This window comes from Algoriphagus yeomjeoni (genome assembly GCF_003259505.1).
Lineage (GTDB): Bacteria > Bacteroidota > Bacteroidia > Cytophagales > Cyclobacteriaceae > Algoriphagus > Algoriphagus yeomjeoni.
On the sequence record NZ_QLLK01000004.1, the window covers coordinates 147364 to 160183 of the forward strand.

At 40.5% G+C, this 12820-nt stretch carries 13 protein-coding genes; 5 read left to right on the plus strand and 8 right to left on the minus strand.

Going from position 1 to position 12820, the window contains the following annotated elements; translation table 11 throughout:
* Positions 1-119 precede the first annotated feature (119 nt).
* From LV83_RS08105 to LV83_RS08130, 6 genes are all read right to left on the minus strand, one after another.
* On the minus strand, positions 120-1637 hold the full coding sequence (locus LV83_RS08105; RefSeq protein ID WP_111611050.1) for an FMN-binding glutamate synthase family protein: 1518 nt from the start codon (positions 1635-1637) through the stop codon (positions 120-122).
* A 49-nt stretch (positions 1638-1686) separates the two neighbouring features.
* Positions 1687-2652, minus strand: a complete 966-nt coding sequence (locus tag LV83_RS08110; protein ID WP_111611051.1) for a YheT family hydrolase — start codon at positions 2650-2652, stop codon at positions 1687-1689.
* A gap of 59 nt (positions 2653-2711) precedes the next feature.
* Complete coding sequence (locus LV83_RS08115; protein ID WP_111611052.1) at positions 2712-3059, minus strand: hypothetical protein; 348 nt, start codon at positions 3057-3059, stop codon at positions 2712-2714.
* The gene (locus LV83_RS08120) at positions 3040-4269 is read right to left on the minus strand and encodes a BaiN/RdsA family NAD(P)/FAD-dependent oxidoreductase (protein WP_111611053.1); all 1230 of its coding nucleotides are present in this window, start codon (positions 4267-4269) and stop codon (positions 3040-3042) included. Before LV83_RS08120 ends, LV83_RS08115 begins: the two co-directional genes overlap by 20 nt.
* 37 nt (positions 4270-4306) lie before the next feature.
* Positions 4307-5845: a helicase HerA-like domain-containing protein gene (locus LV83_RS08125; RefSeq protein WP_111611054.1), complete on the minus strand. Its 1539-nt coding sequence runs from the start codon at positions 5843-5845 to the stop codon at positions 4307-4309.
* An 89-nt stretch (positions 5846-5934) separates the two neighbouring features.
* A complete protein-coding gene (locus tag LV83_RS08130; protein ID WP_111611055.1) occupies positions 5935-6342 on the minus strand; it encodes a DUF4332 domain-containing protein in 408 nt (135 codons plus the stop codon).
* Between the two features lie 223 nt (positions 6343-6565).
* Between LV83_RS08130 and LV83_RS08135 the strand changes: the two genes are divergently transcribed.
* Positions 6566-7303 carry a molecular chaperone DnaJ gene (locus LV83_RS08135; RefSeq protein ID WP_111611056.1) on the plus strand — a complete coding sequence of 246 codons (738 nt, stop codon included), beginning with the start codon at positions 6566-6568 and terminating at the stop codon, positions 7301-7303.
* Positions 7304-7574: 271 nt separating this feature from the next.
* On the opposite strand, the gene LV83_RS08140 is transcribed toward LV83_RS08135, so the two are convergent.
* The gene (locus LV83_RS08140; RefSeq protein ID WP_111611057.1) at positions 7575-8177 is read right to left on the minus strand and encodes a tetratricopeptide repeat protein; all 603 of its coding nucleotides are present in this window, start codon (positions 8175-8177) and stop codon (positions 7575-7577) included.
* A 10-nt stretch (positions 8178-8187) separates the two neighbouring features.
* On the minus strand, positions 8188-9003 hold the full coding sequence (locus tag LV83_RS08145) for a 2,3,4,5-tetrahydropyridine-2,6-dicarboxylate N-succinyltransferase (RefSeq protein WP_111611058.1): 816 nt from the start codon (positions 9001-9003) through the stop codon (positions 8188-8190).
* A 150-nt stretch (positions 9004-9153) separates the two neighbouring features.
* On the opposite strand from LV83_RS08145, the gene LV83_RS08150 reads away from it, so the two are divergent.
* From LV83_RS08150 to LV83_RS08165, 4 genes are all read left to right on the plus strand, one after another.
* Positions 9154-10146, plus strand: a complete 993-nt coding sequence (locus LV83_RS08150; protein WP_146613699.1) for a glycosyltransferase family protein — start codon at positions 9154-9156, stop codon at positions 10144-10146.
* Between the two features lie 314 nt (positions 10147-10460).
* Positions 10461-11123, plus strand: a complete 663-nt coding sequence (locus tag LV83_RS08155; protein WP_111611060.1) for a metal-dependent transcriptional regulator — start codon at positions 10461-10463, stop codon at positions 11121-11123.
* Positions 11120-12034, plus strand: a complete 915-nt coding sequence (locus LV83_RS08160) for a metal ABC transporter solute-binding protein, Zn/Mn family (RefSeq protein ID WP_111611061.1) — start codon at positions 11120-11122, stop codon at positions 12032-12034. Before LV83_RS08155 ends, LV83_RS08160 begins: the two co-directional genes overlap by 4 nt.
* Positions 12031-12819, plus strand: a complete 789-nt coding sequence (locus LV83_RS08165; RefSeq protein ID WP_111611062.1) for a metal ABC transporter ATP-binding protein — start codon at positions 12031-12033, stop codon at positions 12817-12819. Before LV83_RS08160 ends, LV83_RS08165 begins: the two co-directional genes overlap by 4 nt.
* Position 12820 lies beyond the last annotated feature (1 nt).

The window sequence follows — 12820 nt, forward strand, 5'->3', positions numbered from 1 at the left end:
TAAGCTAAACGAGTATTATAGCACTGTCACACTGAGCGAAGTCGAAGTGTATAAAATTCAAAACCTTCGAGGAAATCCCAAAGTCTAGCGACATTTGGGATGATGCCTCAAAGGTTAATCTACACCTGAGTATTCACAGAGTCAGGCAAATATCTATTGGCAAGTTTGATCATCTCATCACCTTTCACCAAGTCACTGGCGCTAAGCTCCGAAGTATGTTTGTGGCCTGAAGCTCCTAGAAGTTCCTGAACTGCATGCACAGTATTCTTGTGGAAATTATACACCCGCTCAGACTTATCGGTAACTACTAATCCCCCTACCAAGCTTGCTCTCTGAGTAGCTACTCCAGTTGGGCATTCATTGGTGTTGCAACGAAGGGCTTGTATACAACCTATACTAAACATAAAACCACGTGCAGAATTGCACAAATCAGCTCCAAAAGCAATATTTTTTAATATCGCAAACGCAGAGATTGCCTTTCCTGATGCTATGATTTTGATATGTTCCCTGATCTGAAACTTCTCCAGAGTCATTCGAACAAAAATAAGCGCAGGTTCCAGCGGTAACCCAACGCTATCTGAGAATTCTAAAGGCGCTGCTCCAGTTCCTCCTTCTGCCCCATCCACAGTAATGAAATCAGGATAAGTATGCTTTGCTACCATTTCTTTGCAGATAGCTGTAAACTCCTCTGTTCTGCCTATACAAAGTTTGAAACCCACAGGTTTACCTCCAGATAATTCCCTCACTTTAGCTATAAACTGTATCAACTCGATCGCATTGGTAAATGCACTATGTGAAGGTGGAGAAACTATGGTCATTCCCGCCTTCAAACCACGTATTTCAGCAATTTCTTTAGTATTTTTTATTCCAGGCAAGACTCCTCCGTGGCCCGGTTTTGCTCCTTGGGAAATCTTGATTTCAATCATTTTGACTTCCGGCCAATTAGCCTTTTCTGCAAATTGTTCCTCGCTAAAATTCCCCTGCTCATCACGGCATCCGAAGTATCCAGTGCCTATTTGCCATACTAAATCTGCCCCTTGACGGTGATAAGACGAAATGCCTCCCTCGCCAGTATTATGATAAAACCCACCTTTTTTTGCACCCAGATTCAAAGCTTTGATGGCGTTTGAACTCAATGAGCCAAAGCTCATTGCTGAAATATTCAGGATAGACGCGGAATATGGCTGCTTACAAGCTTCATTTCCTATTACCACCCGTGCATCCTCATCATTAGTATGGACTGCATAGATAGAGTGCCTTAAAGCCATGTAATCTTCTCCATTGATTTCCCGCTGTGTACCAAAAGGATGTGTGTCATTTACATTTTTAGCTCTTCTATAAACCAAGGATCGAAGATTTCTACTGAAGGGCCTTCCATCTGTGTTCGTTTCTATAAAATACTGCTGAATCTCTGGACTTATTTTCTCTAATAAATACCTGAAATGTCCCACAACCGGGAAATTTCGCAGGATAGCATGCGACTTTTGGTTGATATCATAAATACCTATACCCAAAAGGATTACAAGTATACCCAGGATAAAATACCCGAATTTGAACTGAACAAACTGGAAATACCACATTAGAAAAAATGTAAGCATGGCCAATAGCATCAAGCTACCGAAAAACATTTTTTTCATATCAAATTCTTTTGATGATTTAGCGCACAATATAACAAAAGACTTAGGGCTAAGCCGGATTCAGAAGGAATTCTTGAACTCTATGTTCTGCCCAGGTAAACTCTTGTCCACTCAGTACAAAACCTGTGTGTCCACCCCTTTTTGGCATTTCCAATGTCAGAAAATCTAACTTTTCTGCAAGAGAAATAGGATAGCACTCTGGTCCAAGAAGTGGATCATTCGTTGCATTTAGGACAAGCGTTGGTATTTGAATGAAAGGCATCCAGTTGTCTGCACTTACTGTTTTATAAAAATCAATAGCATCCTTGAATCCATGAAGTTTAGCGGTGAAAAGTGTATCAAAAGCATCAAAATCTTTGACTTTATCAAGTAATTCAAGATCAATCAAATCTGGATACTGAGCTGCTTTTGCTATTATTTTAAGTTTGAGTTTACCTAAGAACCTATTCTTATAAAAAGCATTTCTCCTCAACTTTAGCGTATTGGCACTGGAAAGTAGATTACAAGGTGTAGAATACACAGCTGCCCGCTTTATTTCGACGGGAAGATCACTCCCCTTCTCACCTAAATACTTGAGCGTCTGAGCCCCACCCATGCTGATTCCTGTCAGAAAAATCTCTTTGTAGGAATGGTTTTTAAGTACATGAGTAATGGTAGCATCCAAGTCATAGCTGGCTCCATGATGATAAAGGATTGGCCCTAAATTGATTTCTCCGCCACATGAACGATTATTCCAAACAAGTACATCTATCTTTTTGGAATTGAACAGTTTAACCATTCCCCGTGCATAATGGCGCTCAGAATCTCCTTCTAATCCATGGGATATAATCAGTAGTTTTGAGCTTCCCACTTTTGCCCAGTCTAAATTCAAAAAATCGCTATCAGGTGTATCTATCTTTTCTCTGGTATAGTGTACATCTTTCACTTTTCTAAAAAGACTGGGAATTATAGTCTCCAGATGTCCATTGAAAAGGTAGGCAGGTGGTCCGTTATAAGTTGATTTGATAATAGGCATGAACCCCAAAAATAAGAAGCTTTGAAAGAAAATAAGGCTTCTAGTAGGTCAAAACTAGTTTAAGTTAATTCGAAAACTCTCTTGATAGCAATCTCCAGTTTTCTCTGCAAATTCCGGTAATGGTTGGAAAAAGCAGGACCATCAAATCCCTCACTTTCAATTATTTCTTTACCCAGTTGCAACTCATCTGTAATTTGTAATAATTCAAACATCGCCAAAGTAGGCTTCAACTTATGCCGAATTTGCTGAAGTTTTACATCATTTTTTTCCAGTGAACCCTGAGCATAAACCTCTTTTAATTCAAGGAGACCTTTATGAATGGCTAATGTCAATTCTTTTTCAAATTCTTTGTCTCCATCAGCCATTCCAGAAATAAGCTGATTAAGATCAGGATAGATTTGTTCCATGTTGGTTTTTTGATGAGGCTATGCCAGCTAGAAATCCTGTGGACCAAGCAGCTTGAAAATTAAAGCCACCGGTAATTCCATCAATGTTCAAGACTTCTCCGGCAAAGTAAAGGTTAGGGTGAAATTTACTTTCCAAGGTTTCCGGGTTCACTTCGTTCAAATAAATTCCCCCAGCAGTTACAAATTCTTCTTTAAAGGTGGTTTTCCCTTCGACTTTCAAATTATAGCAAAATAAATTCTGTACCAACTTATTGATTTGCTTTTTCGATAGTGATCCATATAATTGTCCATTTTCTATCCCTGAAAGCCTAGTAAAATGCTCCCAAAGCCTTGCAGGGATATCAAAAAGTGTATTGCTCTCTACTTTTCGATTGGGATGTGCGAGGATATAGCTCTTGATATGCGCATTATACTGCTCCTCGCCAAACTCTCCATTCCAATTGATCAAAGCAGTTGCGATATAGTTTTGATCTTTTAGCCATTGTGCCCCAAAGGCAGATAATTTCAAAACTGCAGGACCACTCACCCCCCAATGGGTGACAAGCACAGGGCCTCTATAATTCAGTTTGGTGCCTTCGATTTTGACAATACCATCCCCAACAGATAAGCCCATTAGCTCTCTGATAGATTCTTTTGGGGTGTTAAAAGTAAAAAGTGAAGGAATAGGATCTAAAATACTGTGATTTAGATTATTGAGAAAGGAATAATTATCTATTTTTGGATGGCCACCGCTAGCAATTATTAGTTTGTCGACTACAAATGAACCGGAATCTGTTTCAAGTTTATATTGGTTTTCAATGTGAGTAATTGACTTAACTCCGCAAGATTTCAGGATGGTGATTTTAAGTTTCTGCGCTTCTTTGAGAAGAGCATCAATCACAGACTGAGAAGAATCGGAAATCGGAAACATTCGTCCATCTCCTTCAATTTTGAGAGGAACTCCTCTACTTTCAAACCAAGTAATCGTGTCTTCAGATTTGAATTTTGAAAAGACCTTCTTTAAAAATTTCTCTCCTCTAGGATAATTCTTTACCAATTTTGAGATTTCCATAGGTCGGTGTGTGACATTACACCTTCCGCCGCCTGATACTTTTACCTTAGACAAAAGCTTGGGTGACTTTTCGAAAATTGTAACATCTCTTCCTGCACCACTTGCATGGATTGCTGCAAAAAATCCCGCAGCTCCCCCACCAATTACTCCTATTTTCAAAACCTATATTCTATTGAAATACAACTATTTAGCATGACTACCTTTTTCTAGAAAATGAACCTAAAATCCCTCTAGTTAATTCTCTGAATATGGTCCTACCCAACTGTCTAACCATGGTGTTTTTACTCAGCTCCTCAAATAATGAAGCATCTTCTGCAGTTCTTTTGGTAGTCCTTGTGGAGGATTTTGGACCAGGTAATTCAGCTTTCTTTTGAGTTTCCTCCAATTCAGTCATTTTTTTCTCCAATAATTCAAAAGCACTTTCACGGTCTAGATCTTGATTGTACTTATAGATCAATCCAGAATTTTCGACCACCGCATCAATTTCCTCTTCATTCAAGATATCCATGCGGGTAATCGGAGCTCTAACTAAGGTGTGCGCAAGTGGAGTTGGAATACCTTTTTCATTCAAAGCCGTGATCAACGCCTCCCCAATTCCCATAGCAGTCAGGACTTCTGAAGTCTCATAGTAAGGTGAATCTGGGTAGTTTTCGGCGGTCTTAGTGATCGCTTTACGATCTTTCGCAGTGAAAGCCCTTAAGGCATGCTGAACTTTCAGTCCTAATTGACCTAGAATATTATCAGGCACATCGGTAGGTGTTTGTGTACAGAAATACACTCCCACACCTTTAGATCTGATCAATTTGACAATTGCCTCTATTTTCTCAAGTAGGTCATTGGAGGCATTGGAAAACACTAAATGGGCTTCATCAATAAACAAACAAAGCTTTGGCTGATCTGCATCTCCTTGCTCTGGGAAAGTTTCATAGATTTCCGATAGCAAACTGAGCATAAACGTAGAAAACAGCTTTGGTCTACTTTGAATATCAGTCAACCTGATTACTGAGATCACTCCTTTTCCATCTTTCTTCCTTAAAAAGTCTTCAACTTCGAATGACTTTTCCCCAAAGAATCGCTCTGCGCCTTGCTGCTCCAACTCAATGATTTTACGCAATATCGTATTCACTGAGGCAGAAGAAACCTGACCATACTCCTTTTGAATGGCTTCTTTGCCCTCATTGGTAATGAACTGCAACACACGCTTCAAATCCTTAAGATCCACCAAAGGAAGATGATTGACATCACAGTATCGAAAGATAAGTGAGATGACGCCTTGCTGAGTATCATTAAGCTCAAGAATCTGCGCAATAAGTACAGGACCAAACTCTGAAACGGTTGCTTTCAACCTGACACCTTTCTCATCAGAAATTGACATCAACTCTATTGGCAAGCCCATCGGTTCATAATCCACACCAATCACCTCAGACCTATTTTTAATGAAATCATTTGCAGTCCCTGGCTGGGCTAACCCGGATAAATCACCTTTTAAATCCATCAAAACAGAAGGCACCCCTTTCAGTGCTAGCTGCTCAGCGATAACCTGCAAAGTTTTTGTTTTACCTGTCCCCGTGGCTCCGGCTATTAAACCATGCCTATTCATGGTTTTCAAAGCAATCTTTATTTGCGCCCCTGTAACTGGTACACCGTCTAAAACGCCTGTACCGAGAATGATGGAGTCTTTCTTGTATTTTTGACCTTCGGCCAAATGGTTGATGAATTCTGCTGTTTTACTCATGAGGGTTTTGATTAAAAAACCAAACTACAAAAAAAACCTTGATGCCATGAGCAAAAAGGTTTTCGATGAAAAAGTTATTTGGAATAGTTTTAATGAGTTACCATTGGCTCAAGTGACTTAGCTTGCTCAATAAAGTCAGCAACCTTGGAAGCAGCAGGAACAACTCTAGTTAATCCTTTTTCTTCCTGAGTTTTAACCAGCGCAGCATGAAGATTCTCAGCATTTCTTGTCCTTAATTCTTTCACAGTATCTACGCCAGCCGCTTTCAGCAATTCTGCAAATTGACTTGCAACACCGTTGATTCTGAAAAGATCGGCCATATTTACCCAAACAAGAACCTTGCTTTCATCTAAGCCTGAAGCCTCAGCAATTGCCTTTCTTCCTGCTTTAGAAGCACCTTTTTCTAGCAATCCTTCTACAGTAGATACTCCCGCTGCAGCAAGTTTCTCTTTCATTGCAGGACCTATACTCTCGATCATTGTGATTGGTTTTCCCATTTCTTTAATTTTTAGGGTTAAAGTTTATGACTGAAAATTCTAAAGTTGAGTTCAAAGCATTAGAATTTCAACCATTGAAAAGAATTTGTTCCTAAAATAAAGACAATTTTTAACTTCTAAAATCCATTTTGCAGATTATAGAGAGATTTCCCCTTTTGGAAACATTAACTTTACCTTGAAGAAACTTCTACCTTTATTGCTTCTTTAGAAAAACAATATCCCTGTGAGCTTTAAATTTCACCTCCCACTCCTACTTCTCAGTTTCATCTTTACTTTGGCAGTCAGCCAGGTCACGCTAGCGCAAATTGGTCTCAACCTTGGACAGACCGATCAATGGATGAAAGGCGCAAAGGCTGCAATTGAAAGAAGTGATTATGAAACTGCTAATTCAATATTTAGAAATCTAATAGATTCAGGTCAACCACTTCCTGAAGAAATGCCTTACCTGTTCGCTGAAACGCTTTTTCATTTGAAACAATACGATAATTCTGCCAATTTCCTGAATAAGTACCTAGAGCTGACGGGTTTCACAGGAGACCATTATCAGGGAGCACAGGAACTTCAGCAGCGATTGGAAGCTCCACTAAAAGAGATTCAGGAATGCCAGCTTTGTGATCGAAGAGGCTATCGCTACAAGACTTGCTTCACCTGCGAGGGAAAGCGGCAAATCGAGCAGGATTGTAACTATTGTAAAGCTAAAGGCGTGGTTGGATGTAGCCGCTGCAACGGTTCGGGTATGATCACCAAAGTGAATATCTTCAAAATTGTGGAGTATTTCGAATGTGAAAGGTGTGCTGGCAAAGGCAGGTTAACTTGCCCAGTTTGTGAAGGAAGTTTGAAGGAAGTCAGCTCTTGCAGAACCTGTAATGGAAGTGGGAAATTAAGCTCTGAGGATATTTGCGACCATGTAGCTGATGAAGCCCACGAACATGTAGAAGTGAAAACTGAAGCTGTACGTTAGAATTTAGTCGCAGTATTCAGTCAAAGTTTTCAGAATGACCAAGCGCAGTATTCAGTCACAGAGTTTATACTAGCACCAAAACTGCGTTCGGTGAATGCCCAGCATAAGCGAAGCGAGATACTGGGTGAGAGCCAAAGAGCAGGTAATCAGAGTGCCAGCTTCTGGAGAAGAATGATTACTCTAAGCCGTGACCTCTGCGATTTCCGCGGTACTAAAGTGTCCCAAGCGGTTAAAAAAAGTCATAAAAAAACCGGCATTTGCCGGTTTTAACTTATTTACAATATTTATCAAATGCTTCAGCTGCTCCGGGATATTCCAAGGCTTTGGCGAGTTGAAAGTCCTCACATGAGGCTCCCACTTTTTTCATCGCAACCTTCAATAAACCTCTATTAAAGTACGCCTGTCCAAAATCCTTGTCCACTGCGATTGCATTTCCATAAGCTTTCAAAGCTTCATCAGGCTTGCCAAGTTGGTGAAGAGCTCTAGCTTTCATAAAAGATGCCATGGCAGGTGCTCCTGGTATTTCTGCCGCCTGATCTGAATAAAGCAAAGCATTTGTGTAATTCTTTTGATTGTAGTGCACATTTGCTAGGCTTAGAAGAACCTGAAAATTATTAGGTTCTACTTCAAGCGCCTTCTCGAAATCAGCTTTTGCCTCCTCATAATTACCTTGCTCCTCATTCGCTCTACCTCTATTGTAAAGCATGCGAACATCGTTTGGCTTGAATTTTAAATCCTCTGTATACTCATTCGCTGCTTTTGCATATTCTCCTCTATTGAAATATACATCACCTGAACTTGTCTTCTTTTCAGAGCAAGACCAAAGAGAAACTGAAAGAAAAAGGACGAATATCGCTTGGATAATTATTTTCATTATTGTTGGTTTATACTGCTACACTATTGTCTCGTAGCGCATCATTTAGAGATGTTTTGAGGTCTGTAGAGGCTTTCCTTTGTCCTATAATCAAAGCGCAAGGAACCTGAAAAGTTCCTGCAGGGAAAGTTTTCGAAATGGAACCAGGAATAACTACAGAACGCTGTGGCACAAAACCTTTGTATTCTACAGGCTCAGCCCCAGTCACATCTATGATCTTTGAACTTGCCGTCAAAGTAACTCCAGCGCCAATTACTGCTTCCTTACCTATTCGAACACCTTCTACTATGATGGCTCGGGAACCAATAAATGCTCCATCTTCGATAATTACTGGGGCTGCTTGGATTGGTTCTAATACTCCTCCAATACCTACTCCACCACTTAAATGAACGTTTTTGCCGATTTGCGCACAAGATCCTACAGTAGCCCATGTGTCAACCATCGTGCCACCGGCTACATATGCTCCTATATTAACATAACTTGGCATCATCACTACTCCTGAGGCTAAAAATGCTCCATAACGAGCCACAGCGTGAGGAACTACACGAACACCTTTCTCTGCGTAGTTAGTCTTAAGCGCCATTTTATCATGGAATTCAAAAGGCCCTACTTCTATGGTCTCCATTTTTTGTATAGGGAAATAGAGAATTACAGCCTTCTTCACCCAGTCGTTTACCTTCCAGTCACCGTCTTCGGTAGGCTCAGCTACACGCAGAATACCAGCATCCAGATCAGCTATGACGGCTCTAATTGCTTGTTGAGTAGTTTCTTCCTTTAATAATTCCCGGTTATCCCAGGCCTTTTCTATGATAGTCTTCAGTTCCATTATTTTGGTTAGTTTCGTTTAATGAGTGAAAAATCAGCTTCCCTAATACCAGTCTTAATTGCGTCTAGCCTTAAGCCCGCCAAAGATACGAGAGCTTGGGGAAAGCTTGGCCTTTCACTACGAGAAACAGGGCTATATCAGCTAAATTTTATGGGATTTTCACAAATACCCCTAAAAAATTACGAAGATGAAAAGTATTATACCTCACTTTCGAATGCGTCCTCAAGCTGGGGAAGATTATTCTCGCAGCTAACTTTCATAAAGGTCCTATCGCAGGTCCGCCCAAAAATCCTGATTTGTTGTACCTACGAATACCTCCCAGTAGCAGCATTTTTTAAGGGGATTTTGGGCTATAAATTAATCTATGATGTACAGGAAAATTATGTCAAAAATCTTGATTTAAATCCTGATTTAAGCTCGGATAAGAAGCAGAAAGTAGCTCGATTAATCAGGGGTATGGAAAGTGCTAAAGGTGTTGACCTATTCCTTCTCGCTGAGAAATGCTATCAAGATGAAATGCCCGATAAGTCTCCTTTTTTGATCTTGGAAAATAAATATGCAGGAGAAATAAAAAGAGTTTCATCAATCATACTCCCCAAAAAAGCGGGTTATAATTTTTTGATTTCGGGTACGCTAACGCCAGCTTTTGGGACACTTGAAGCAGTGAATTGGTTCAAGGAAATCATCAAAGTATTTCCAGATTCTACACTCAAAATCATTGGGCATTGCACACTTTCTAGCTTCAAAAAAGAGCTTGGAAAAGCCTGTGAAAACATCTTTCAAATTGATCTAAAATCATCTGATTTCCCAGTACCACATGAGGAGATTATCGCAGAATATTCGACAGCTGATTTTGCGATTTTACCCTATCAAAATAGAGAGGCTATAAAGGATAAAATGCCAACCAAACTTTTTGAATCTGCTGCGCTTGGAATCCCAGTTTTAATAGGAGGAAACCCAAAATGGCGGGGCTTCTTGGCACCATTTTCCGGAGGATTTCCAATTGATTTTTTCGACTTAGAAAATGCAAATCAGCAGTTCAATGCCGCACTTAATCAGGAATATTTCACTCAGATTCCTGATGATACTATCCTGTGGAAATCCCAACACCGGGATTTCATCGAAGCAATAACCTCCCTTTAAATTCTAATCAGGATGTGGATTACTATCCACAGTTATCCACCTATACCCTATTTTCTACACTCATTTCATCAAAATGGAAACTGAGTTATTTTGATACTTTCCTCAATAAATTTGAATTGAACTAAGTTTCAAACTATTTATTATCAGTACTTTAAGTACATATTTACGTATGACTAATCTTATTTTTAGCCTTACCTAAAACCCTAAACACATTTGAAAATAGGTTATCCACAGCTGATTTAGCCACTATAGAATATATTTTTAGCTATATCTAAATTAATTTTTATATTTGCCTCAGTACAAATTAGAATACCATGACCTTAACTACAGCGGAGGAGAATTATCTGAAAGCTATCTATCACCTATCGGATGGAGCCACCAAATCTGTGTCGACAAATGATGTGGCTGCAGAGATGAAAACTAAACCTGCATCGGTCTCAGATATGCTAAGAAAGCTAGGCGATAAGGAGGTGATAGAATACCGTAAATATTACGGAGTCAACATCACAGAAGAGGGGAAAAAGAGAGCGCTACAAACCATCAGAAAACACAGACTTTGGGAAGTGTTTCTAGTAGACAAATTACAGTTTGCATGGGATGAAGTTCATGAGGTAGCAGAGGAACTGGAACACATACAATCTCCTCTCCTAATTCAGCGTTTAGATGCCTATTTGAACTATCCGAAATTTGATCCGCACGGCGATCCAATTCCTGATGAATATGGTGATGTACGAGCCAGACCAAGGCTTGCTTTGAACGAGATGGATGTAGATCAAAGCGGTCAGATCGTGGCAGTAAAAGACAGCTCTGCAGCCTTCCTAAAATACCTCGATAAAGTTGGTGCCTACATCGGCGCCAGAATCAAAATATTGGACAAAGTGGAGTTTGATGGATCTATGGAAATTCTCGTGGATCAGAAGAAAACGCTCTTTATGTCGAAGGATGTAGCAGCAAATATTCTGGCAATTCAATCATGAGAAACTGTCTACTAATACTGATTATTTCACTCCTCTCCTTTGCCTGTAAATTTGACAATCCAGAGGAGAATACTAAGCCGCAAATAGTAGCGACAACAAGCATCCTTGCTGACGGAATTAGAAATATCGTCGGCGAAAATGCTGATGTAGTTTCTCTCATGCCGGCTGGCGTTGATCCACATTTATACAAGGCTTCGGTTCGGGATTTGGACTTGCTTCAAAATGCAGACATGGTTATTTACCATGGGCTTTTTCTGGAAGGGAAAATGACTGAGATCTTTGAGAAGCTTGCTTTCAGCCAAAACCTGATCAACGTATCAGAGAATATTCCTCAGGAACTACTTTTAAGATCCGGGCCAGAGGCTCACTCCGTAGATCCACACATCTGGTTTGATGTGTCACTTTGGTCTTTGGCACTGGCTCATGGCTCGGAGGAGCTTATCAAGTGGCAGCCAGAGTGGAAAACAACCATCAACAAGAATACAGAATCGTACCTTTCTCAATTAGCACTTTTGCATCAGGACAACCTCACCAAAGTAGCACAACTTCGCCAAGCCAATCAAGCGCTCATCACTGCGCATGATGCCTTCTCCTATTTTGGAAGAGCCTATGATCTGGAAGTTTTGGGACTGCAGGGATTATCCACACTCAGTGAGCCTGGGCTTCGGGATTTGACTGGGTTAGTGAGTTTCATTGTGGAGAGAAATATCCATGCAGTTTTTGCAGAGCAAACCATTTCCCCAAAAGCAATTGAGGCAGTGGTCGCAGGATGTGCGAACCAAAATCATGAAATTAAACTGGCTGGCCCATTGTATACAGATAGTTTGGGAGCCCCAGAATCTCCAGCCGGAACCTATATAGGAATGGTGAAAACCAATGTTCAAGTAATTTTTGAAAGCCTAACACAATGATCATAAACGTAGATTCCCCGATTTTAGAAATACATGACCTCACTGTCAGCTACGATCAAAGTCCAGTCTTATGGAATGTGGATCTGAGTTTACCAGCTGGAAAACTGATAGGAATACTTGGTCCAAACGGTGCCGGTAAGTCAACTTTAATTAAGGCCATCATGGGATTGATTCCAACTACCGGAGGATATGTCAAGCTTTTTGACCGTGAGTTAAATGACGTAAGAAGTCGAATCAGCTATGTCCCTCAGCGGGAATCTGTGGACTGGAATTTCCCCGCTTCTGTGCTGGATGTGGTGATGATGGGTACCTTTGGAAAACTAGGTCTTTTTCGTAGACCTGGAAAAAAGGAAAAGAAGATCGCCATGGATTGCCTGGAAAAAGTGGGAATGCAATCCTTTATAGACCGTCAAATCTCAGAGCTTTCCGGAGGTCAGCAGCAGCGGGTTTTTATCGCCAGAGCTTTAGCTCAGGAAGCAGACCTTTATTTAATGGATGAGCCTTTCGCTGGAGTGGACATGGCAACGGAAACAGCAATCTTCCAGCTTCTGCAGGAAATGACTGCAGCTGGCAAGACAGTGATCGTTGTCCATCACGACATACACTCTGCCATGAATTACTTTGATTGGATCATCATGCTAAACCTGCACTTGGTAGCATCCGGCCCAAAAACCCAAGTGGTAACTGAAGAGCTTTTGAGAAAGACCTATGGCGGTAAGCTCAACCTGCTTACCAAAGTCACAGACATTATCAGACAGAAAGACTTTAATCCATTGAAAAATTGAT

Excerpts from the sequence above, each read along its gene's own strand:
- LV83_RS08105 (WP_111611050.1), bottom strand. The coding sequence starts at position 1,637 with ATGAAAAAAATGTTTTTCGGTAGCTTGATGCTATTGGCCATGCTTACA.
- LV83_RS08110 (WP_111611051.1), bottom strand. The coding sequence starts at position 2,652 with ATGCCTATTATCAAATCAACTTATAACGGACCACCTGCCTACCTTTTC.
- LV83_RS08115 (WP_111611052.1), bottom strand. The coding sequence starts at position 3,059 with ATGGAACAAATCTATCCTGATCTTAATCAGCTTATTTCTGGAATGGCT.
- LV83_RS08125 (WP_111611054.1), bottom strand. The coding sequence starts at position 5,845 with ATGAGTAAAACAGCAGAATTCATCAACCATTTGGCCGAAGGTCAAAAA.
- LV83_RS08130 (WP_111611055.1), bottom strand. The coding sequence starts at position 6,342 with ATGGGAAAACCAATCACAATGATCGAGAGTATAGGTCCTGCAATGAAA.
- LV83_RS08140 (WP_111611057.1), bottom strand. The coding sequence starts at position 8,177 with ATGAAAATAATTATCCAAGCGATATTCGTCCTTTTTCTTTCAGTTTCT.
- LV83_RS08145 (WP_111611058.1), bottom strand. The coding sequence starts at position 9,003 with ATGGAACTGAAGACTATCATAGAAAAGGCCTGGGATAACCGGGAATTA.
- LV83_RS08150 (WP_146613699.1), top strand. The coding sequence starts at position 9,154 with ATGGGATTTTCACAAATACCCCTAAAAAATTACGAAGATGAAAAGTAT.
- LV83_RS08155 (WP_111611060.1), top strand. The coding sequence starts at position 10,461 with ATGACCTTAACTACAGCGGAGGAGAATTATCTGAAAGCTATCTATCAC.
- LV83_RS08160 (WP_111611061.1), top strand. The coding sequence starts at position 11,120 with ATGAGAAACTGTCTACTAATACTGATTATTTCACTCCTCTCCTTTGCC.
- LV83_RS08165 (WP_111611062.1), top strand. The coding sequence starts at position 12,031 with ATGATCATAAACGTAGATTCCCCGATTTTAGAAATACATGACCTCACT.